This is a genomic window from Methylophaga thiooxydans DMS010, from assembly GCF_000156355.1.
GTDB lineage: Bacteria > Pseudomonadota > Gammaproteobacteria > Nitrosococcales > Methylophagaceae > Methylophaga > Methylophaga thiooxydans.
This window is the reverse complement of the sequence record NZ_GG657889.1, coordinates 102,596-124,151: the sequence shown is the minus strand read 5'-3', so window position 1 is coordinate 124,151 and position 21,556 is coordinate 102,596. Positions and strand designations below refer to the sequence as shown.

Annotated in this window: 21 protein-coding genes; 7 read left to right on the top strand and 14 right to left on the bottom strand. The window is 45.5% G+C overall.

Going from position 1 to position 21,556, the window contains the following annotated elements; all coding sequences use genetic code 11:
* Positions 1-9: 9 nt before the first annotated feature.
* Genes MDMS009_RS03630 through MDMS009_RS03620 form a run of 3 tightly spaced genes read right to left on the bottom strand, consistent with a single transcriptional unit; the run spans position 10 to position 2,218 of the window.
* Entirely contained in the window at positions 10-597 is a 588-nt protein-coding gene (locus MDMS009_RS03630) for a type IV pilus inner membrane component PilO (protein WP_008290460.1), read from the bottom strand.
* Positions 597-1,160 (bottom strand): PilN domain-containing protein, encoded by a 564-nt coding sequence (locus MDMS009_RS03625; protein WP_008290379.1) that lies wholly within the window; start codon positions 1,158-1,160, stop codon positions 597-599. The genes MDMS009_RS03630 and MDMS009_RS03625 overlap by 1 nt, the downstream gene beginning before the upstream one ends.
* Positions 1,160-2,218 carry a pilus assembly protein PilM gene (locus tag MDMS009_RS03620; protein ID WP_043887880.1) on the bottom strand — a complete coding sequence of 353 codons (1,059 nt, stop codon included), beginning with the start codon at positions 2,216-2,218 and terminating at the stop codon, positions 1,160-1,162. Before MDMS009_RS03620 ends, MDMS009_RS03625 begins: the two co-directional genes overlap by 1 nt.
* Before the next feature lie 271 nt (positions 2,219-2,489).
* On the opposite strand from MDMS009_RS03620, the gene MDMS009_RS16470 reads away from it, so the two are divergent.
* On the top strand, positions 2,490-2,993 hold the full coding sequence (locus MDMS009_RS16470; protein WP_272941066.1) for a transglycosylase domain-containing protein: 504 nt from the start codon (positions 2,490-2,492) through the stop codon (positions 2,991-2,993).
* 16 nt (positions 2,994-3,009) lie between these two features.
* Positions 3,010-4,806 (top strand): penicillin-binding protein 1A, encoded by a 1,797-nt coding sequence (locus MDMS009_RS03615; protein WP_008290396.1) that lies wholly within the window; start codon positions 3,010-3,012, stop codon positions 4,804-4,806.
* Here the strand turns inward: MDMS009_RS03615 and MDMS009_RS03610 are convergent, their stop codons facing one another.
* The 9 genes from MDMS009_RS03610 to miaB all read right to left on the bottom strand — a co-directional run bounded on the left by MDMS009_RS03610 (position 4,807) and on the right by miaB (position 13,859).
* Entirely contained in the window at positions 4,807-6,300 is a 1,494-nt protein-coding gene (locus MDMS009_RS03610; protein WP_043887879.1) for a M48 family metalloprotease, read from the bottom strand.
* 30 nt (positions 6,301-6,330) lie between these two features.
* On the bottom strand, positions 6,331-6,531 hold the full coding sequence (gene rpmE, locus MDMS009_RS16015; protein WP_081443592.1) for a 50S ribosomal protein L31: 201 nt from the start codon (positions 6,529-6,531) through the stop codon (positions 6,331-6,333).
* Positions 6,532-6,655: 124 nt separating this feature from the next.
* Positions 6,656-7,231: a class I SAM-dependent methyltransferase gene (locus MDMS009_RS03605; RefSeq protein WP_043887878.1), complete on the bottom strand. Its 576-nt coding sequence runs from the start codon at positions 7,229-7,231 to the stop codon at positions 6,656-6,658.
* The gene (locus MDMS009_RS03600) at positions 7,232-8,683 is read right to left on the bottom strand and encodes a TrkH family potassium uptake protein (RefSeq protein WP_008290484.1); all 1,452 of its coding nucleotides are present in this window, start codon (positions 8,681-8,683) and stop codon (positions 7,232-7,234) included.
* An 11-nt stretch (positions 8,684-8,694) separates the two neighbouring features.
* On the bottom strand, positions 8,695-10,197 hold the full coding sequence (gene lnt / locus MDMS009_RS03595) for an apolipoprotein N-acyltransferase (protein ID WP_008290430.1): 1,503 nt from the start codon (positions 10,195-10,197) through the stop codon (positions 8,695-8,697).
* Positions 10,197-11,063 carry an HlyC/CorC family transporter gene (locus MDMS009_RS03590; protein ID WP_008290422.1) on the bottom strand — a complete coding sequence of 289 codons (867 nt, stop codon included), beginning with the start codon at positions 11,061-11,063 and terminating at the stop codon, positions 10,197-10,199. Before MDMS009_RS03590 ends, lnt begins: the two co-directional genes overlap by 1 nt.
* A complete protein-coding gene (gene ybeY, locus MDMS009_RS03585) occupies positions 11,060-11,527 on the bottom strand; it encodes an rRNA maturation RNase YbeY (RefSeq protein ID WP_008290367.1) in 468 nt (155 codons plus the stop codon). Before ybeY ends, MDMS009_RS03590 begins: the two co-directional genes overlap by 4 nt.
* Complete coding sequence (locus MDMS009_RS03580) at positions 11,524-12,396, bottom strand: PhoH family protein (protein WP_008290372.1); 873 nt, start codon at positions 12,394-12,396, stop codon at positions 11,524-11,526. Before MDMS009_RS03580 ends, ybeY begins: the two co-directional genes overlap by 4 nt.
* A gap of 122 nt (positions 12,397-12,518) precedes the next feature.
* A complete protein-coding gene (gene miaB, locus MDMS009_RS03575) occupies positions 12,519-13,859 on the bottom strand; it encodes a tRNA (N6-isopentenyl adenosine(37)-C2)-methylthiotransferase MiaB (protein ID WP_008290499.1) in 1,341 nt (446 codons plus the stop codon).
* 125 nt (positions 13,860-13,984) lie between these two features.
* Between miaB and radC the strand changes: the two genes are divergently transcribed.
* From radC to MDMS009_RS03560, 3 genes are all read left to right on the top strand, one after another.
* A complete protein-coding gene (gene radC / locus MDMS009_RS03570; protein ID WP_008290473.1) occupies positions 13,985-14,659 on the top strand; it encodes a RadC family protein in 675 nt (224 codons plus the stop codon).
* Positions 14,660-14,763: 104 nt separating this feature from the next.
* A complete protein-coding gene (locus tag MDMS009_RS03565; RefSeq protein WP_237700470.1) occupies positions 14,764-16,791 on the top strand; it encodes a TonB-dependent receptor in 2,028 nt (675 codons plus the stop codon).
* Positions 16,792-16,797: 6 nt separating this feature from the next.
* A complete protein-coding gene (locus MDMS009_RS03560) occupies positions 16,798-17,925 on the top strand; it encodes a PepSY-associated TM helix domain-containing protein (RefSeq protein WP_043887876.1) in 1,128 nt (375 codons plus the stop codon).
* A gap of 4 nt (positions 17,926-17,929) precedes the next feature.
* Here the strand turns inward: MDMS009_RS03560 and MDMS009_RS03555 are convergent, their stop codons facing one another.
* Together MDMS009_RS03555 and MDMS009_RS03550 are read right to left on the bottom strand one after the other, a co-directional pair.
* The gene (locus tag MDMS009_RS03555) at positions 17,930-18,667 is read right to left on the bottom strand and encodes a cytochrome b/b6 domain-containing protein (protein WP_008290459.1); all 738 of its coding nucleotides are present in this window, start codon (positions 18,665-18,667) and stop codon (positions 17,930-17,932) included.
* Positions 18,668-18,757: 90 nt separating this feature from the next.
* Complete coding sequence (locus MDMS009_RS03550) at positions 18,758-19,084, bottom strand: thymidylate synthase (protein WP_202811602.1); 327 nt, start codon at positions 19,082-19,084, stop codon at positions 18,758-18,760.
* 249 nt (positions 19,085-19,333) lie between these two features.
* On the opposite strand from MDMS009_RS03550, the gene MDMS009_RS03545 reads away from it, so the two are divergent.
* Positions 19,334-20,338 carry a CBASS cGAMP-activated phospholipase gene (locus tag MDMS009_RS03545; protein ID WP_008290495.1) on the top strand — a complete coding sequence of 335 codons (1,005 nt, stop codon included), beginning with the start codon at positions 19,334-19,336 and terminating at the stop codon, positions 20,336-20,338.
* Positions 20,338-21,555: a CBASS cGAMP synthase gene (locus MDMS009_RS03540; protein ID WP_008290435.1), complete on the top strand. Its 1,218-nt coding sequence runs from the start codon at positions 20,338-20,340 to the stop codon at positions 21,553-21,555. Before MDMS009_RS03545 ends, MDMS009_RS03540 begins: the two co-directional genes overlap by 1 nt.
* Position 21,556 lies beyond the last annotated feature (1 nt).

Here is a 21,556-nt window from a genome sequence, read left to right as displayed (position 1 = left end):
CAACCATCATTACTCTTGCTCATCAAAATAACGATAGGTTTTTGCTTGAACATCCATCGTCATTTTTCCGGTTTTTTCGTTAAGGGGCCCCATCTGCATATCATGCAAAGTAACAATACGAGGTAATGAGGCAATTCCACTGATAAACTCACCAAACTGGTGATAGTTTCCAGTCACTTTCATGTTGATGGGCAACTCAGCATAGAAGTCGATGGGTCGTTCACCCTGTGGTTGGAATAGTTCAAATTCCAACCCATTAATCAATCCAGTTCGTGAAATATCGACCAGCAATTCAGGCACTTCCGTTTTTTTAGGTAACTGCTCAAGCATCGAAGCAAACATGACTCGCATCTCTGCTAACTGTTCTTTATAGGCTTCTAGATTAACCGCTTTGGCCTGTTTTACTTCAAAGGTCGTTCTGAGTTCGACTTCTTTCTGCTCAAGGGCTTCCAGTTCTATTTTTTTATCTTTCAACTGAAAGTAATACCCGCCCCCCCAAACCAGGACACAAATCAATAGAATGGCAATACTTTTTATCGGGGTCGGCCATTCACCACTTTCGTTAAAATCGAGCTCTGTGATTGAAGACAATTCCATTATTTTTCTCCGTCTTCAGACTTTAACTTGGACTCATTCACTTCAACCGTGAATTTCCTAATCGCATTGTCTTTACTTGACGTACGTTTAATGACGTTAAGCCGTGACTCACCATATTCTTCATTATTATCAACTTGGCTCATAAAAACAGAGACACGAGCATTTGATTGGGCCACCCCATCAAAATTGATTTTGTTACCTGTACGTTTAACTCGCTCAAGGTTAACCCCTTCAGGAACAAGCCGAGGTAATGAATCAAATACTTTTACAATTTTGGGACGACTTTCCTGTAACTCTTGAATCACTTGCATTCTTGCCAATAAGCGCTCACGTTGCTTTTCAAGATCTTTAATTTCTTTGATTTTTTTATCAACTTTTACAATTTCTTGCTGTAAAAACGTATTTCGTTGATTTTGTTCATCAATGAGGCCATTGGCGTAACTTAAAACGGCATATAAAACCAAGCCAGCAAAAACGAAACTGGCGATCAAAGCCATATAGAATTGTTTTTGTCTTTCTTCACGGAGTTCTTCACGCCATGGCAGTAGATTAATATGAGCCATTAGTCAAAACTCCTCATTGCCAATCCACAAGCAATCATCATTGATGGTGCGTCATTACTCAAGGCCTGAATTTTAACTCTCGACCCCAACACCATATCTGAAAAAGGATTTGCTACCGATGTCGATGTACCCGTTTCTTCTTCTATCATCTCGGCAACGCCCTTAATAGACGCACAACCACCAGCAAGGATAATGTGATCGATTGACTGGTACTGTGTCGAGGCAGAAAAGAAGAATTGCAAAGCCCGAGTAACGGTCATCGTCATCGTGCGTTTAAAGGGCTCAAGAACCTTAGGACCATAATCATCTGGCAGACTACCGTCTTTTTTGGCACGACCGGCTTCTTGATATGACATGCCATAATGCCGCTCGATATCTTCCGTTAACATTCGGCCACCGAAAGTCTGCTCACGAGTAAAGACGATCTTGCCATCGACAAGCACATGCAAGGTTGTCACTGTGGCACCTACATCAGCTACCGCTACCGTTAGACCTTGACCATGATGTGGTAATTGTCGCGCTATTAATTCAAAAGCATTTTCCATTGTGTAGGCTTCGACATCGACCAACATAGGTTTCAAGCCAGCCTTTTCAATCACCTCGGTACGGGCATCAACATTTTGACGTCGAGACGCTGCAAGTAACACATCTACAGCATCGACATCTGTGGCGGAGGTACCTAAGACTTCAAAATCTAATCGGACTTCCTCGAGTGGATAAGGTATGTAGTTTTCGGCTTCGAGCATGACATTTTCTTCAAGCTCACGATCCGATAACGTTGCAGGGAATGACACTGTTTTGGTGATGGCTGAGTTGGCCGAAACAGCAACAGCAGCTTCTTTAGTCTTGGTTCCAGAGCGCTTGACCGCACGACGGATAGCGCCGGCAACTTCGTCCCTGTTTTCGATTCGATTCTCGACTACAGCATTCACAGGTAAAGGTTCTACCGCATAGGACTCAACAGTATATCTATCCCCTTTCTTGTTGAGTTCAAGCACTTTCACCACTGATGAACTGATATCTATCCCTAAAAAAGGAGCTTTTTTTCGTCCTAACATTCGTCGCCTCAATTCCTGTTGAACCAATAGTGAGTGACTCACTTAGCTGTCTTAGTTAAAGTAGTTTATTAAGAAAATAACGGATGTCAACATAAATCTCAATAAAACTAAGGGTTTGAATTCAAGCACTGTTTTTATTGTTACCTTTATATATACTCTAGTGACTTATTTTTTGCGAACTTTTAACCCTTAAATTAGCGACCCAATTCACACAATGCTGCGACTTAGCCGATTTCTAATTAAACTCATATTAGCGCTCTCTTTCCTATCTTTGGTAGCAGCTATTGTTGTTTATTTTTTCCTAGCACCAAAGTTACCTGATACCAAAACATTGAAGCAAACTCAGCTGCAAATACCGCTACGTATCTATAGTTCCGAAGGTTTGCTTATGGCAGAGTTTGGTGAAAAACGCCGAATCCCGGTCGAAGCTAAAGAGATACCACAACCACTGATCGATGCCTTCCTCGCTGCTGAAGATGATCGTTTTTATCAGCATCCCGGGGTGGATTACCAAGGCATCATTCGTGCGGCATACTCACTCCTTACCACTGGCTCAAAGACGCAAGGTGGTAGCACCATCACCATGCAGGTTGCGCGCAATTTCTTTTTAAGCAATGAAAAAACCTATTTGCGCAAATTAAATGAAATTATTCTGGCCTTGGAAATGGAGCAGTTTATCGAAAGAGAAATTCTGACGCTGTATCTCAATAAATTACTAGTAGTCGGCTATGGTGTAGTGCTGCCGCCATGTGTATTACGGCCGTCCACTGAGTGAGCTCACACTGCCAGAAATGGCTATGATTGCCGGCCTGCCAAAGGCGCCCTCCAAATATAACCCGATTGCCAACCCTGAGCGTGCGTTGATTCGCCGTAATTATGTTCTGAGAAGAATGTGGGAAGTCGGCTACATTTCTGAACAGGATTATATTGATGCCAGTAAAGCACCCGTTTCAGCTCAGTACCACAGTCGAGAAATAGAAGTTTATGCACCCTATGTTGCGGAAATGGTACGAACCAGACTCATCGAACAATTTGGTGATGAGGCGTATACCAATGGCCTTAACGTCTACACCACAATTCGTGGCGATCACCAAAAAGCAGCCAACCTAGCTCTACAAAACGCCTTGCTATCTTACGATCGTCGCCATGGCTACCGTGGTGCCATTGCAGAAATACCTATAACGCTGGACAGCTCTGAAGACGAACTGCTTGCCAAAATCGACACCTTCGATTCAATCGGCCCACTCAAACCTGCCGTTGTGACTCAAATAAGTCAGGAATCGGCCACCATTTTTATTAAAAAACATGGCTTTGAAACACTCAGCTTAGGTTCAATGAAGTGGGCTCAGAAAAAACTCAGCACCAATAGTCGCGGCGCCGTCCCCAAAAAAGTAGCAGATGTCGTTAAACCCGGCGATGTTATTCGCGTTGAAAAAATGGAAGGTGACAGTTGGCAGTTAGCCCAACTACCAGAAGCTGAAGGTGCTCTTGTAGCCGTTGCTCCCTACGATGGCGCAGTAACGGCACTCAATGGCGGTTTTGACTATTTTAATAATAAATTCAATCGTGTCACACAAAGCAGGCGACAACCTGGCTCCGGCTTTAAACCGTTTATCTATTCAGCCGCTTTGGAAAAAGGTTACACGCCGGCCACAATCATCAACGATGCACCGGTCGTATTTGACGATCCTGGTTTAGAAAATGTGTGGCGTCCAGAAAACTACAGTGGCAAGTTTTTCGGTCCCACTCGCCTACGGGAAGGTCTGATCCATTCACGAAACCTAATCTCAATTAGACTATTACGTGATATCGGTGCCAATTACGCTGTGGAATACGCCAAAAAATTTGGCTTTGAAGACGGCATGTTGCATAAAAACTTATCATTAGCTCTGGGCAGTGGTAGCGCCGCCCCCTTGGATATGGCAACAGCGTACTCTGCACTCGCTAACGGTGGCTATCGTGTTAAACCCTACCTGATTACGAGGGTGGAAGACTCACAAGGCAATATTTTGTCGCAATCTGCGCCTGCTACTGTATGCGAAACCTGTGTTCTGGAGAATCAGGCATTTGCTAGCGAAACAAACGGCTTAAATGCCGCTGAGCAGATCATGACACCCCAAAACAATTACATCATGAATAGCTTGCTTAGAGACGTCGTCAAATACGGCACAGGCCGAAAAGCAATGAGTCTGGGTAGAAATGATCTCGCCGGAAAAACCGGCACCACCAACGATCAAGTTGATGCCTGGTTCAATGGCTTTCATCCTGAGTTAGTCGCGATAAGCTGGGTAGGTTTTGATAAACCGCGCTCATTAGGCCGTTATGAAACCGGTGGCCGTGCTGCCCTGCCAATGTGGATAGATTTTATGAAAGTCGCACTGAAGGGGCTTGCTGACACGCCACTTGAAGTACCTGTCGACATGGTTACGGTTAGAATTGATCCTGAAACCGGTAAGCTGGCCAGACCAGATGCAACAAATGCCATTTATGAAACATTCCGTGAACAGATGGCACCGACCGATATGGCTCCGGTACCCGGCACATATGCAGGAGAAAATGGCAGTACACCGGTGATTGATCTATTTTGATCAGTGTACTCTTTTTGCCTTTTTCCCATTTTTCAACTCACCATCAGGATAGTCTCCGTTCAGCAATTTCAACTGCTGCAATGGGCTATTACTGATGCGTGAGGTTTGCGCCCATTTGCCATAACTATCGTTATTCGTCACAGACACGATTTCAAGTTTCAACTCTCGGGCATGCTCGATTTCATCATCGCGTAGAGCATGAAAGCTGTTGATAGAACTCAGAAAGTGGTCATCAAACTGGGTAAAATCGCGGCTATCTTTGGCCGTTCCCAAAAAGATAAATGCCTGATCACGTAAATAAATCACAGCAATACGTACTGGTTTGTTCTGATGAACAGTCAGGCCTGTGTAACCGTCAAGTCCATGAGGTTTTATGGCTTGCCCGGAACGCAAATTATCCACTTTCAAGCGTTGCTCAATAAACTGCTTCGGTGACAACTTGCGGTTGATATCTGAAACCCCCATATCGATAAATGCTTTTCCGCCAGGAGAAATTGCCTGCAGACTGTTGGGGTTATTATTCACGTGCCAGCTAATAGGAAAGTCGACCGAAAAGCGCATAGCTAAGTGATAGAAATGATTTTCTGAACGAATACCCTGCTTTTCACTGTCTCCAAAAGTCATACCCGCGACTTTTTGTAAGTACGTATCGCGATAAACCTTACCGTTGCCTGCGCTAGTGTATTTCTCCGCTTCCCCCACAACTTGCTGAAGTCGCGTGTCGTTATCCGGGTGACTGGCAAATAAACCGTGATAGCCCTGATAATCTTGCCCCAGTTTTTTCGCTTCAGCGGCGGCAAATGTTTGCTGGTCTTTCAGTACACTAATAACATCGATCATCGCCCGTGGCTCATAACCAGAACGCGCTAAGTATTCGGCACCTAAGCGATCTGACTCCAGCTCATGCTCACGACCATAGCCGCTAAGTAACGCACCGCCAAGAATATTAAACAGATTTTGTGAACCCGCCCCACGAAGCCCCGGAAGCAAGATAGAACCAAGCGTGTAACCAAGGTTGGCGGCCTGTGCTGCACTTTGCTGACGCACACCGTGGCGTGCCGTCACATGACCAATCTCATGGCCTAATACAGCCGCTAGCTCTGCTTCTGAATTGAGGTAAGCCATAAGACCACGCGTGATATAAACATAGCCACCAGGTAGCGCCATGGCGTTGATGGTCGGCGAGTCTAATACCGTAAACCGATAAATAAGATCATCACGATGACTATTTTTGGCCAGCTTTTCACCCACTGATTGGACATAAGCCTGAAGCGCCTCATCCTCATAGCGACCATATTCAGCAATGATCTTAGGGTGATTGGTTCGCCCGATTTCCAGTTCAGTGTCTTCACCAAACATAACAAAGTTCTGATCACCCGTAACCGGGTTGGTGGCGCAACCTGCAAGCCCCAGAAACAACAAAGCCCCGACCATAAGGCAGAGGCTTCGAATTCTGTCGTGACTTGTACTAATTTGTACTAACACGTGAATCATAATCAAACCATAAGGGTTGATTCCGACAGATTATTTACCGTATTTCTGACGGAATTTGTCTACACGACCAGCCGTATCCAGCATTTTTTGCTTACCGGTGTAGAACGGGTGGCATTCTGAGCACACGTCCAGAGTCAAGTCTGAAGTGCGTGTAGAGCGAGTTTTGAAGGTGCTACCACAGCTACAGGTAACATTGATCTCGTTGTAATCTGGATGGATATCCGCTTTCATATCTGTACTCGTTAAATGTGTGTTTGCAAAAAATCTCGCTCCAACCATAGGTTATGAGCTTTTGAACCGCGTTATTTTATAGATCATGCCTTGCGCAAGCAAATTTATTTAGTCAAAAAAAGCTTTATACCTTTTCAGCCACTAACATAGCCTGATTTCGCCATCCCATAGAATGATCCCCTAACAGCGATTCTTCGCGGTATACCCTGACTTTAAGACCGGCGAACATCGTCAGGAGTTCATTATCTTTTAATAAGTAATCCGGGTTACTTGGTCCCTGCTGAGACACTTTATTGCGGCAAAATGTTTGGTAAAACAATAAACCGCCGGGTCTCAGCGTTGCTGTTAATAATTCGGTCATATCGCGCTGTAAAAAATGTGTCACAACCAGCATATCAACGCTATTTGCCTCAGGTGGCTGCTCAATGACATCTCTTACTTTGGCATCAATGCTGAGATTTTTTTCCTGAGCACGCTGCTGCAAATGGCGAATCGCTACGGGGGAAATATCCCAACTGCTGACGGTTAGGCCCTTCTCTGCCAGCAACAAGCTATTTCCCCCTAAACCACAGGCCAAATCCAGCACGTGGCCTGTTTCAGGTAGCAAATGCTGATTGTGTTGCAATACTTCTGCTGTAACGGGGTTGGTATCAGGTCTATTTGAATAAATCCGATCCCACTTTTCTTGATCTGGATGCACTTAACGCCTCCAGAATGCGGGCGTCAACACCACTAGCAAAGTAAAGATTTCCAGGCGACCTAACAGCATGGCCATGCATAACACCCATTTTGATGGCGAATTGATATCACCAAAGTTAGCGCCAACCTCACCCAAGCCTGGGCCTAAGTTATTCAGACAGGCAGTAACAGCTGAGAAAGATGTGACGACATCCAACCCTGTTGACATCAAAAACAGATGCATGATGCTAAAACAGAAAACATACATGGCAAAAAAGCCCCACACCGCCCCCACGACTTTCGCAGGCAAGGCTTTACCATTAACCTTGATGGCAAATATCGCATTAGGGTGAATCAGACGTAAGACTTCACGATAGCCCTGCTTGAACAGCAGCATGATGCGAATCACCTTGATACCGCCACCGGTCGAAAATGCACAGCCACCGATATAACTCGCCATTAACAGCAATATCGGTAGAAACCCAGGCCATAGGTAGTAATCGGTTGTAGTGAAACCGGTTGTTGTGCCTATCGAGACAGCCTGAAACACGCCCTGATGCACTGATGTCCAGATATCATCAAACGTACCACTGAAATAAAGATAGCTGGATGTGACCACCGAAATAAAGGCCAGAATGGCAAGATAAGTACGAAGTTCGGAATCTTTCCAGTAATGTTTAATACTGCGATGACGCCAAGCCAAAAAGTGCAAAGAAAAATTCATCCCTGACACCAGCATGAAGGCCACGGTGATCATTTCAATCATGGCGCTATCAAAAAAGCCCATACTGGCGTCATGCGTAGAAAAGCCACCTATTGCCACCGTAGAAAAACTATGACCGATGGCATCAAACCAACTCATACCCGCCCAGTGAAATGCTAAGGCACAGGCAACCGTTAGAGACAGATAAATATACCAGAGCGCTTTCGCTGTTTCGGTAATGCGTGGGGTCAGTTTGGCATCTTTCATTGGGCCAGGCGTTTCCGCACGATATAACTGCATACCACCGACACCCAATAGCGGTAAGATAGCGACCGCTAATACCACGATCCCCATCCCGCCTAACCATTGCAAAAACTGACGATAGAACAACACGGCTTTGGGAAGCGTATCCAAGCCGGTTAGTACAGTGGCCCCGGTTGTAGTCAAGCCTGACATCGACTCAAACACGGCATCTGTAAATGACATTTTGGGCACTTCTGTGAGGAAGAACGGTAAAGAACCGGACAAGCCCAACGCAATCCAGAACATGACGACAACAATAAAGCCATCGCGAATTTTTAACTCTTTACGGTGATGTCGTGCCGGTAACCAAAATAACAAACCTATCAACAGCAATAAAACGAAAGCCGACAGGAATGCCTCACTGGCGCCATCGCCAAAATACCAAGACACCAGAACTGGTGGCAGCATCGTCATGCTGAACAGAGATAATAAGATCCCTAAAATGCGCTGAATAGTCAGAAATTGCATGTATGTCGATTTTAGCCAGAATTTTTTTGTCGATAATACGCCCACAACAGCAACATGAACAACGACATCAGCCATATTGGCCAACGTTGCCAGCTAACGTAGGGGGTTTCTCCCTGACGTGGCTGCACGGTTTGGGTCAAAACGGACTGTTCAAATTGCGGTGTTTCCGACTGTATTTGACCTTTGTGATCAACAAACGCGGAAATACCGTTTGTTGTCGAACGTACCAGCGGTCGCCCGGTTTCTAAAGCGCGACTACGCGATATCTGCAAATGCTGATGTGGCGCAAAGGAATCGCCATACCAGGCATTGTTGGTCACATTTACCAGCAGCGTCGCTTCTGGCAAAGTTTGCAGCACCTCGGTGGAGAACACATCCTCGTAACATATCGAAATACCGACCTTGTTACCTGCTGCCTGCAATAAGGGCTGATTTATCGTCCCCGGCGCAAACGATGACATCGGTAAATTGAAAAAGGCTATCAAACCGCGTAACCACTCAAACGGTACATAATCACCGAATGGCACTAAATGTCGCTTGTGATAAAACCCCTGTTTCTCGCCCACTAGCATCATGCTGTTGTAATACTGCTGTGTTTCAACATCCTGCACCGGCAGACCGAGAAGGATGTCGGTATTGTTTTTCAACGCCAGTTGCCGCAGCGGGTTGAGATAAAAGTTTTCCAGTTGATGATAAAACGCCGGTAATGCATTTTCCGGCCATACCACTAAATCATTATCCCAATAAGCTTGGGTTGTTTTTTGGTACAAAGCGAGTGTATTAACAAGCTGCTCGGGGTTCCATTTGATGTTTTGCGGCACATTACCCTGCACAATCGCCGTTTTGATGGGCTCGCCTACAGGCTGTGTCCACTCAATGTTTTTTAAAGCTTGACCACCTACCCAGATAGCTAAAACAGCGACAAACCACTGCCAGCTTCTTTTTTGCCAACTAAGTAATAGCCCACCAGCCGTCAACGCCACCAGTACCGAAACACCATTAATGCCAATAACGGGAGTCCAGCCCGCGAGAGGACCTTCAATCTGGCTGATTCCTAATTCCAGCCAAGGGAAGCCACTTAAAAACCAGGCCTTAAATAATTCAAACCCCAGCCAAGCAACCGGTAATAACAACACTAAGTCGAAACAATCAAACTGACCGGGAGCCAGCTTTTTAATGCCCCAACCAAGAACGGCTAGATACAAGGCGAGAAAGGCGACAAAGATAAATGTCAGTAATGAGGCGAGAAACAGGCCTGATTGCCCAAACACATGAATAGCAACAAAGATCCAGGAAACACCGACACCAAACATGCCTAGACCAAATAGCCATCCACGCCATGCGGCCTGTCTGGGCGTAACTTGCTGCCAACTGGCAAACAATAAGACCAAACTAAGCACTGCAACAGGGAAAAAGTAAAACGGCGCGAAGGCAAGCGGCATAATGGCACCGGCCAGTAATGCTAAGGCGCTACCCTTCCAACCCTGAATACCTTCAACAGTCTCTGTCTGCATTATTCGAGTTCGGCTTCAGGCTCATTTTCCGGCGGCATGACCACCATTTTTAATAAATACACGCGGCGGTTGTCCGCACGTAACACGGTAAATTGAAACTGATCGATAGTGATCTGCTCGCCACGTTCTGGCAAATGCCCAAACTGGTTCATCACATAACCACCAACCGTGTCGAAATCTTCATTACTCCACTCAGTTTCAAAAAACTCGTTGAAGTCTTCCACCATCGTCAAGGCTTTGATGGTGTAGGTATCTTCGTTACGCTGCAAAATCGGTGCATCATCATCGATATCATGTTCATCTTCGATCTCACCGACAATTTGCTCCAGCACGTTTTCAATGGTCACGATACCCGCTACACCACCATATTCATCGACAACTATTGCCATATGATTACGACGCGCACGAAATTCACGTAGCAACACATTCAAGCGTTTACTTTCGGGAATAAACACAGCCGGACGCAATAATTCACGCAGTTCAAATTTAAATTCACCGCTGCTAACCACCGCTGAGAGCAGGTCTTTAGCCAGTAAAATACCGATAACATCATCCCGATCATCATCAATTACAGGAAAGCGGGAATGTGCCGTTTCTGTCACCAGTTTCAGCGTTTCTTCAGCGGGTGCATCACGCGACACCATCACCACTTGCGAGCGTGGCAGCATAATATCGCGCGCCTGCATTTGCGAAACACTGAGCGCGCCCTCAACAATAGAAAGCGCTTCTGAATCAAGGATATGGCGTTCAGATGCAGAACGCATCAGCTCGATTAATTGTTCCTGATCCTGAGGCTCCAGAAACAAATTACTTAATTTTCTAACCCAGGATTGACTGCCCGAGCGACTCGGTCGACCTTCACTCATGCCTGCTGATCTCCCTGTAGTTCATAGGGATTAGTAATATTCATTTTGTGCAGAATCTGGATTTCCAATGTTTCCATCTCTTCAGCTTCATCATCTTCAATATGGTCGTAACCAAGCAAATGCAAACAACCATGAATCACCATATGAGCCCAGTGATGTTCGGCTATCTTATCTTGCTGCTGGGCTTCTTTTTCTACTATCGGCACACAAATAACTAAGTCACCGAGCAAGGTTGGTTCTAATGCAATATCGGAATCAAACGGAAAGGACAACACATTAGTTGGGCCGGTTTTACCACGATACTGACTATTCAATTCAGCGCTCTCGTCTTCATCAACAAGCCGAATACTCAGTTCACAGTCCTCTTCAACTGTGGCTAGCGCAGCCTCCGCCCAACGTTGAAACGCTGCTTCATCAGGCGTATCACCATCAAATGCAGGCTGAAAATCAACGATGACGGTCATAACTGTTTGTCAGCCTTATCGTAAGCCAGAATCACTTTTTGTACCAGTGAATGGCGCACCACATCTTTCGCCTGGAAAAAGGTAAAGCCAATGCCTTCGACATCCTTTAACACTTCTATCGCATGACGAAGACCCGACTTTTGTGATCCGGGCAGATCGATCTGGGTAATGTCACCGGTGATCACCGCCGTTGAGTTATAGCCCATTCGCGTTAAAAACATCTTCATCTGTTCGATAGTAGTATTTTGCGCTTCGTCGAGAATAATAAAGGACTCATTCAACGTTCGACCACGCATATAAGCCAATGGCGCCACTTCAATAACATTACGTTCCATCAGCTTGGCAACACGCTCAAAACCAAGCATTTCGTACAAAGCATCAAATAAAGGTCGTAAATAAGGGTCAACTTTCTGCGCTAAGTCACCGGGCAAGAAGCCCAGTCGCTCCCCCGCCTCTACCGCCGGTCTCACCAGCACAATACGACGTGCGAAATCACGCTCCAAAGCCTCAACAGCACAGGCAACGGCCAGATAAGTTTTACCGGTACCTGCCGGGCCAACGCCAAAGTTAATATCATGTGTCATCACGCGGCGCAGATAGGCTTGTTGATTATCACCACGGGCTTTAATCAAGCCACGTTTGGTTTTGATAATCACTTCCTTATCTTCTTCAACCGCTGCAGAGGTATCTTCACCACCGCTTTTACGGATTGCTAAATGAATTTGCTCAGGCGCCAACACCATCTGAGCGGTTTCTGCATAAAGGTCATGTATAACCTCTTGTACAACCACCAGCACCTCAGCGGGACCAATAAGTTGAAATTTGACGCCACGATTATTGATTTCCACACCAAAGCCCCGTTCCATCATCCTGATGTGTTCATCAAGATGACCGCAGAGGTTGGCTAAACGAGGATTATCGGCAGGGCTTAGTTCGAAGCTAATGCTGTCGAGAGAATGCGAAGAATTGGTCACTATAAAATTCCGGATTTTTAGGCTGTCACGCTAGCAGTTAGCAATTCACCACGCAAGGAATTGCTAAACGCCTCTTCGATGCGAACATCGACAAACTGTCCAATCAGCGACTCATCGCCTTGGAAGTTCACAACGCGATTGTTTTCGGTGCGACCAGCCATATCTTCATCACCACGATGAGCAGCTCTTTCTACCAAAATACGCTGGGTGGTACCTACCATGGATTGAGCATGCATTTGCTCTAATTCCCACAGTCGGCTTTGCATGATTTGCAGCCGTTCTTTTTTCACATCTTCTGGCACTGAGTCGACGAATGCTGCAGCTGGCGTACCTGGACGAGCGCTATAAATAAAGCTAAACGAGTGATCGAACTCGACCTCGTTGATCAGATCCATGGTCGCCTGAAAATCTGCCTCGGTTTCATTGGGGAAACCAATGATAAAGTCACTCGACATACTCAACTCGGGACGAATCTCTTTCAAACGACGTATTTTTTCCAGATATTGTTTAGCGGTATGCCCCCGCTTCATCATCGTCAGAATACGATCAGAGCCTGACTGCACTGGCAAATGAAGATGATTGACCAGTTCAGGTACTTCGGCAAAGGCTTCAATCAGGCTGTCAGAAAATTCAACCGGATGTGAGGTCGTAAAGCGAATCCGCTCAATCCCTTCAATGGCTGCAACGTAATGGATCAATAACGCTAAATCAGCCGTTTCATCCTCGTCAATCTCACCTTGGTAAGCATTGACGTTTTGCCCAAGCAGATTGACTTCGCGTACGCCTTGCGCAGCAAGTTGGCGAATCTCACGTAAAATCGGACCAACTGGGCGACTGACCTCTTCACCACGTGTATAAGGCACCACGCAGAATGTGCAGTATTTGCTGCAACCTTCCATGATTGAAACAAACGCTGTCGGCCCATCCGCGCGCGGCGCAGGCAAATTGTCGAACTTCTCAATTTCTGGGAATGAAATATCAATACTGGGTTTACGGCTGATTTTCACCTCTTCCAGCATCGCAGGTAAACGATGCAAAGTTTGTGGGCCAAAAATCAAATCAACATAAGGCGCGCGCTTACGAATCGCTTCACCTTCTTGACTCGCCACACAGCCGCCGACACCAATCACCAGGTTCGGGCGCGAATCTTTCCAACGTTTCCAGCGGCCAAGTTGATGGAAGACTTTTTCCTGGGCCTTTTCACGAATCGAGCAGGTGTTGAGTAACAACACATCGGCTTCTTCAGGAATATCAGTCGGTTCCAGTTGGTGTGAGTCTGCGAGCACTTCTGCCATCTTCGATGAATCGTATTCATTCATCTGACAACCAAAGGTGCGAATATAAAGTTTGCCGGCCATAAAATCAGTTACTGTAAAAGGGCGCACAGGATACTATTTTTTACCTAATTAGTACATACAAGTGTTTGTTTTTACTAACAAGTAGAAATATAGTACTCACTTTGTGAATGACAAGGATGTGACTCATGGCTATCAAGGACTGGCCTGCCGATGACCGCCCGCGCGAGAAACTTTTGCGAGCAGGCGCAAAAGCCTTATCGGATGCTGAATTGCTGGCAATATTTTTGCGTACCGGCGTCAAGGGCTTATCAGCCGTTGATTTGGCCCGGCAACTTTTATCGGAATTCGGTTCTTTACGCCGCTTACTGGAAGCGGATGAGCCTAGCTTTTGCAACGGCCATGGACTGGGGCAAGCTAAATTTGTGCAGTTGCAAGCCGTACTGGAAATGAGCCGGCGCCATCTTGAGTCGACCATGATACGAGGCGAAGCGCTCAAAGACTGTGATCTTACAAAAAACTATCTCAAACAACGTTTACGCGCTTATCCGCATGAAGTGTTTGCCTGCTTATTCCTCGATAACCAACATCGCATGATTGCTTTCGAAGAACTGTTTCGTGGCACCATTGATGGCGCTAGTGTCTACCCTAGAGAAGTCGTCAAACAGGCATTACAGCATAATGCTGCGGCGGTAATTTTTGCCCACAATCACCCTTCTGGCGTAGCCGAACCGAGCCAGGCTGATATCCATATCACCCGCCGCCTTAAGTCAGCGTTAGAATTGGTTGATATACGCGTGTTAGATCACATCATCGTTGGTGATGATGAGCCGATATCAATGGCACAGCTTGGACAAATATAAGTGTGTCAATTGACACACCTTCACGTTAAATAACGCAGATACCTGGCTAAAGGCTTCTCTATAATCTTCCAGCTTTTACTGGACAAACTGATATGGAGAGCATTTTGAGATCAACTAATATTTTTGCTTTAAGTGGACTTTTGTTGAGCTATGCAGCAGGCATTCATGCTGAGATAAATCCATTGCTCGACGATGCTAGCCTGAGCTTGGGTAGTATTGTCGTCTCATCAAGTCAAAGTGGCCCTCTTACTTCACGAAGTTTGTCTACGTCTGTCGATGTTTTGGGTGAGGAGCGGATTGCAAATCAAAATGTGAATTACACATGGCAATTATTTGATCAGTTACCCGGTGTCATGCTGACCCAATTCAACATGGGTAATGAGTCGGGGAAAATCTCTTTTCGCGGCTTCAATGGTGAAGGTGAAATTAACGCTGTAAAGCTATTAATCGACGGAATCCCCAGCAACCAAAACTCAGGGAATATGCCCTATTTGGAGCTATTAACACCACTCGACATTGAAGCCATTGAAGTGGTTCGTGGCACCAATGATCCACGTTATGGTTTACATAATATTGCGGGTAATGCTGACATCCTGACTAAGCAAGGTGGCAACTACAATAAGGCCCGCCTAAGCTACGGCAGCTTTGCAACACGTAATGTGCAGTTTGTTAGCGGTATAGAAACCGATAATTTCACACAAAACTATGCCGTTAGTTACCACGATTCACATCGCTATCGCGACCATAGTGATATCGAAAAAACCACATTCTCCGGGAAGTGGTTTTACGCACCCACTAATGGTCGTGCACAAATTGGGTTTATAGCCAGACATGGACAGGCCGATGCTGAAGAAGCAGGCTATCTATCACGTTCACAAGCACGTAATGATTCAGAACAGTCTCGTCCTCATAATGAAACCGATGGCGGCGATCGCAGCATGAATCAATTTAGCGCCCACCTCGATGTTGATCTCAGTGACAATTTATTTTGGAGTACAAAAGCGTATCTCAATCAACTTGATGAAGATCGTTATGTCACCTTTTCAGAAGGCGGCAATCATAATGAACGCCTGACCAAAGAAGATCATAAAGGCGCATTAAGCACCTTAACCTGGCGGCCTGATGTGAGTTGGGCGCATGAATTTGCTTTGATGGGTGGGGTGAGTGCTGAGTTTCAAGATAATGAAAGTCGCCGTTTTATTACCGAAGATAGAGTAAGAACATCACAAACCCGTGATCAACAGTTTGATTTTGATATTTATGGCAGCTTTATTCAGGCTATTTATAAACCCACTGCAAAATTGAAGCTGGTACCGGCGTACCGTGTTGACACCGTCAGAGGTAGCTTTGACGATCGTTTAATCGGTTCGCATCGCGATATTAATGATTACGGTAACATCCACCAGCCTAAACTCAGTGCCGTCTATTCTTTCAATGAAAAGTATGCGCTCTACACTAACTGGGGTAAGACTTTCCAAGTCGCATCCGGAGCGGCAAGCTATAAAAAAACAGTCCTTTCAAATGACTTAGATGCCTCGATCAATGAAGGCTGGGAAATCGGGTTGAAGTTTACGCCAACCGATTGGCTAAATGGTCGTATCGCAGTCTGGCAGCAAGTTGCCTCCGGCGAGTTTAAAACGCGTTTAGGCGATGCTAATAATGACAGTGAAAACATTGGTGAAACCGAGCGTCATGGTGTTGATATACAATTCAACGCTCAAGCCACTGAGAAACTTGGTTTATGGATTGCAGCAGCGTTGCAGGACTCAGAAATCCGTAAGGCAGGCAGCAACGCCCCATTAACCAAAGGCAACGAAATTGATCATGTACCTCATTACCTCATTGATGCGGGCGTAGACTACCAAGCAACGCCTAAACTGAAGTTAGCCAGTTGGGTGAGTGCCCAAGACGATTATTATTTAAGGCAAGACAACAACACACGAAAGTTTGGCCAATATGTCCTTGTTAACGCCTCAGCCAGTTACGCTGTTACCCCCAAAGTAAAACTGGAATTAGAACTGAAAAACGTATTTGATCGTTATTATGAGTATGTTTGGCTCAATGGCACAGACACCATGCATTCACCAGGAGATGGTCGCGCAGTATATGGCTCTGTTCAATTCGACTTTTAATCTATCGTGACAGCAGCCCGACGGCTCTGGCTGCAACTGCACACCTACCTAGGACTTAGCATCGGTGTATTGTGGGTACTGGTCGGTCTCACCGGCAGTATTCTGGTGTTTTATCTACAGTTAGATCTTTGGATTAATCCAGAAATTGCCGCCGCATCATCACAGCCTGTTGCCTCACAACAGGCTGTGTTCGATGTGCTTGATGAGACATACCCTAATCGACACGCATCATGGCGTATCGAACAGCCACTGCATCCCGGCTGGCCCATTATGGCGCGTTATTACACGCCAGTGGAAAAAGCCCATTTACAGTTTGCGCCGTTAATGGTCACTGTAGATCCCGCTACGTTGACTGTCAGCAGTGAGCGGTTCTGGGGTGAGTTTTTGATGACCTGGGTTTATAACCTGCATTACAATCTTTTACTCGATAAGATCGGTAAGACTTTAATCGGTATTTTTGGGCTGGTCAGTCTTCTTTCACTGCTATCAGGAATAATTTTATGGTGGCCTGGCTGGCATAAATTACGCACGGTGTTGAGCTGGCGACTGCGATCAAGCACCGCCAAGAAAGTGTTTGATTTGCACATATTGTCAGGCAGTTACGGTTTTATTCTATTACTAATGCTTAGTCTTACAGGGGCGGCGCTTGCGTTTCCCACGCAAACCCATCAGATTCTGAAACAATTCTCCACGCTCTACTCTTCTAAGAGTCACCCACAGCATACCTCGTCATCAGACTCTGTCAGCATTACTGCTGATGAAGCGGTACTGCTTGCCCAGAAAGAATATCCAGAAGCCGAACTACGCTGGGTTGAGTCTCCCGGCAATAATAAAGACAATTGGCGTGTGGTGTTTTACCAGGCAGGTGAACCCAGCCGGCGTTTTTCCAGAACACAGGTTTGGATCAATCCACACGACGGAAAAGTGATTGCTGTGCGTGATGGTTTAGCTGAGACTGCTGGCGACGTGGTCTTGAACTGGTTACATCCTCTCCACAACGGCGAGGTATTTGGACTGACTGGCCGTCTGCTCGTCTTTATGAGTGGTTTTGTTCCACTTATTTTGTTTGTCACCGGTGTGATGCGATGGCAACAAAAGCGACGCGCGAAACAACGTATCGCACGTCGTCATTAATCCCCTACTCTTTATCCAACGGCTTTTCTTTAAACACTTTCTTACCTGTAACCATTGCTGAAACAAGCCCATTACGTTCACGTATTTCAGTGACAATCACACCAAACAAATGTAAGAAAATCGCTGCTAACAGAATAAAAAAGGTGATTTCATGCGTGTCTTTAAAGGGTGATCGAAAATCACGCATGGCTTTATAAGCTTCTTTATCAACCCCAATATCGGAATAAGGTCTGATTTGCTCAATCATGGCCGGACTCTCAGCGACCCACTCTTTAAACTGACTTCCGAACGGCGGCTTGTAAATATCGGTGCCGGCAAGCACCAGACCCGTGACAGCCATCACCGTCATCAACAAAAAAAGCACCATCACCATCCAGCGCGCTAGCGGGTTATGCCCCATAAACGCGGCGGGTTTGCCTTGCTTCCAGCCTGACCAGAAAGCACGACTTTGTTGTCTGTAGTTCGCACCAAAAGGCAATACAGCATTCCAGCGGCTAAACCGGTTACCGATAAAGCCCCAAACCAAACGCCAGCCGAGGTTAATCGCGAACACGTAACCAATGTATACGTGCCAAGTTTTGAGGAATATCTTGCCATCATCGGTTATACCAAGCGCTTTGCTGTTTATGAATGCAACGCCGATTGCTATCAGCCCTAAAACACATAAAACATTGATCCAATGAAACCAGCGTACGCTGCGATCCCAGACATGATATTCAGTTACGTGTGATTCTTGTTTCATAACAGACTGTCTCCATAAAAACAGTGAAAGCGTTTAAAGGCAGTCAGGATAGCGTCGTTAACTTAAAGCTCGCTTAATTTTTACACTGCTTTACACAGAAAATGGATAAGCAATCGGTTCGTGGCTTTGATAGCCCTCTACCTCAAAGTCAGCCAACGTTACCCATGTTTCCAAATCACTTAGTGATTTAATCTCGGGGTTGATATGCAATTTCGGCGAGGCAAAGGGTTCACGTTTGAGTTGCACATCACGCATCAATTCCAGCTGATCTTCATAGATATGGGCATTCGCAATCTTATGATACGCCTTACCCGGTTTCAGTCCGCTGATTTGAGCCATAATTTTAAGTAAGAAAAAGACCTGAACCTGATTGAAGTTTTTTGTTAGGTCAAGCTTTTTTTTAAATTTGCTACGCACACTTCCAGATGTATATCGATTTTTATGTTGTCAATGCATTAGCATGCTACAAGGATATATCCGTGAGCTAATAGCCATTACCTAATTATCAATAGAGACTTGTCACCTGATACATATGAATGACAGCTTATTATTAAACTATATTTGGCCATAGTCTACTCATTTATGTAATTGTCAACACCTGACTTGAACTATCGGCATTCAACCCCATATCTCCTACTTAACTTCTATGGAATGGGAGCAAGAACGATGAGTGGAAAAGTGTTGGCTTTGTCTGGCGGTGGCTTCAGGGGACTTTACACTGTGCGGGTTCTTAGACAACTCGAAGAACGCATAGGAAAACCTCTGTCTGAACATTTTGACCTCATCACAGGTACTTCAATCGGCGGAATTATTGCTCTGGGCATTGCCGCAGGAATACCTCTAAAGACTCTCGAAGATACCTTTATCGAAAAGGGAAAAAGCATTTTCCCTCATCCAGTCAAACACCCTCTAACCAGAGAGTTACCATGGCCATTTCGAGGGGTAATTTCTTTTTACCTTACAGTTCGAGCAATCTTCAAACCCATCCATAAAGTTGACGGCCTTAAGTCAGCCCTCATCGATTTGTTCGGTGACCTGCAAATGAAAGATCTAGATAAAGCATACGTGGCGGTAACATCGGCAAACTTGAGTACGGGGTCTCCCAAAATGTTCAAAACGCCACACCATCAAAAAATTTACCTTGATAAAAAACTCAAAGTCATTGATGTTGCGCTGGCGACAAGCGCTGCTCCTGCCTATTTCCCAATCCATGAGATTTCAGAGATAAATACATTCTTTGCAGATGGCGCATTGATGGGTAATGCGCCGGGGCTCTTTGGATGGCTAGAGGCGAAAACACGCCTCAATGCCCCTGACGACAAAATTTTTGTACTTTCAGTCGGCACTCTCGCGGGCAAGCCAAGTATTAGTGGTTCCACTAAGCCGTCCAAAGGGGCGTACTTCTGGCTGGGTCCCAAAAAACTTCGTCTAATGACATTTTTGATGTCTCAACAAGAACAGCTGACAAATTATATGCTCAGCTTATTACTCAAAGATCAATACCACCTCATTGATGGTTCTGTAAGCGATGATGCCATAAGAGACATCGATCTGGATGATGCTAGCGACGCAGCAAGAAAGACTTTGCTAAGCCATGCAGAAAAACATTTCGCAGACTTTACTGGCACACCATTTTGCCAAACTCATTTCCCAAGAAAGGATGCAATCTAATGCCAAATAAATTTCATAGTTTATTAGCTAGCACTACTCATGAGTCATTATTGGCCAATCTTGACTTATCTAAACGAGACGAAGAGGCGCTAGTTGATGCAGCCGAGGAAATTCGGAGTGCAATCATCGCTGGTTTCGTTGAATTAAGAGAAAAGCTACAACGCCAACACCTCGATTACGAGGTTCCCAAGCCAAAATTTGCTATACAGGGCTCCTACATCTACGGCACGCTCAACTCACCTGCAAACCCTCCGAAACAACAGGTTGATATTGACCTAGGTATGTACCTTCCATTTTCTGCTCTAGGTGATGGGCAACGTCCTAAAACAGCCACTCAATTCTATTTTTCTGCCGTTACAGAAATTTTAGAGAAATACATTCAAAACAAAAGAAAGCATTGGGTACTCCCCCCAGCAAGCCAACAAAAAGATACCTGTATCAGAGTACTAATCAATGAGAAAACACATATTGATATTCCATTGTACGCTGTACCGGAGGGCGAGTTAAATCGTGTAACCGAGGCAAATTTAGCAGCCTATGATCAAGACAGCTATATGCCTGAAATGATGCGGGGTAACGAATTATCGCTCGAGTATTTCGCACTTGAAGCAATTACCCCAGATGTCATTCACATGGCGCACCGCAAAGATGGTTGGCAACCGTCAGATGCGTTAGTGATTCGAGATTGGGTCAAATCGCAGTTTCGTAAAATGGGCTCGATGATCCGGCCTGTGAATCGATTTCTTAAGGCTTGGCGAGATCATGCCTGGCCTGATGGTGGCGGTCCTAGTTCAATTTTCTTACTCGCGCATAGTCTGCATAGTTTTCCTTCAGATACCAATGGATTGTCACACTGTGAAGCGCTTGAGGCTGTCATTAATGAACTGCCGAGCGTTTTTAACAGGCCGCTACTGGTTCCTCGTCCAACATCTACAGATAAGTTTGCTAAAGAGGATTTATGTGAACGAATTAGCGATGAAGAGAAAAAGGAGTTTTACACATATTTTGAGAGCTTAAGACAGCAGTATGCTTTGGCTAAACGTACTGACCCTAGGGCTGCAAATAGCATTCTAATCAGTATATTTGGCAGACGGATGCCAAATGATCCATCAAGAATTGTAGTCACCAATACTACTACGTCGAGGGTTGAAGAAATCAGAGGCTCCAAACCAGATATACGCCCTCTCTACACCACTGATCGTAGCAATTCTGGTTGAT

Excerpts from the sequence above, each read along its gene's own strand:
- rpmE (WP_081443592.1), bottom strand. The coding sequence starts at position 6,531 with ATGAAAGCGGATATCCATCCAGATTACAACGAGATCAATGTTACCTGT.
- MDMS009_RS03610 (WP_043887879.1), bottom strand. The coding sequence starts at position 6,300 with ATGATTCACGTGTTAGTACAAATTAGTACAAGTCACGACAGAATTCGA.
- MDMS009_RS03620 (WP_043887880.1), bottom strand. The coding sequence starts at position 2,218 with ATGTTAGGACGAAAAAAAGCTCCTTTTTTAGGGATAGATATCAGTTCA.
- MDMS009_RS03600 (WP_008290484.1), bottom strand. The coding sequence starts at position 8,683 with ATGCAATTTCTGACTATTCAGCGCATTTTAGGGATCTTATTATCTCTG.
- MDMS009_RS03540 (WP_008290435.1), top strand. The coding sequence starts at position 20,338 with ATGCCAAATAAATTTCATAGTTTATTAGCTAGCACTACTCATGAGTCA.
- MDMS009_RS03630 (WP_008290460.1), bottom strand. The coding sequence starts at position 597 with ATGGAATTGTCTTCAATCACAGAGCTCGATTTTAACGAAAGTGGTGAA.
- MDMS009_RS03625 (WP_008290379.1), bottom strand. The coding sequence starts at position 1,160 with ATGGCTCATATTAATCTACTGCCATGGCGTGAAGAACTCCGTGAAGAA.
- ybeY (WP_008290367.1), bottom strand. The coding sequence starts at position 11,527 with ATGACCGTCATCGTTGATTTTCAGCCTGCATTTGATGGTGATACGCCT.
- MDMS009_RS03615 (WP_008290396.1), top strand. The coding sequence starts at position 3,010 with ATGGCTATGATTGCCGGCCTGCCAAAGGCGCCCTCCAAATATAACCCG.
- lnt (WP_008290430.1), bottom strand. The coding sequence starts at position 10,197 with ATGCAGACAGAGACTGTTGAAGGTATTCAGGGTTGGAAGGGTAGCGCC.
- miaB (WP_008290499.1), bottom strand. The coding sequence starts at position 13,859 with ATGGCCGGCAAACTTTATATTCGCACCTTTGGTTGTCAGATGAATGAA.
- radC (WP_008290473.1), top strand. The coding sequence starts at position 13,985 with ATGGCTATCAAGGACTGGCCTGCCGATGACCGCCCGCGCGAGAAACTT.
- MDMS009_RS03590 (WP_008290422.1), bottom strand. The coding sequence starts at position 11,063 with ATGAGTGAAGGTCGACCGAGTCGCTCGGGCAGTCAATCCTGGGTTAGA.
- MDMS009_RS03580 (WP_008290372.1), bottom strand. The coding sequence starts at position 12,396 with ATGATGGAACGGGGCTTTGGTGTGGAAATCAATAATCGTGGCGTCAAA.
- MDMS009_RS03555 (WP_008290459.1), bottom strand. The coding sequence starts at position 18,667 with ATGAAACAAGAATCACACGTAACTGAATATCATGTCTGGGATCGCAGC.
- MDMS009_RS03545 (WP_008290495.1), top strand. The coding sequence starts at position 19,334 with ATGAGTGGAAAAGTGTTGGCTTTGTCTGGCGGTGGCTTCAGGGGACTT.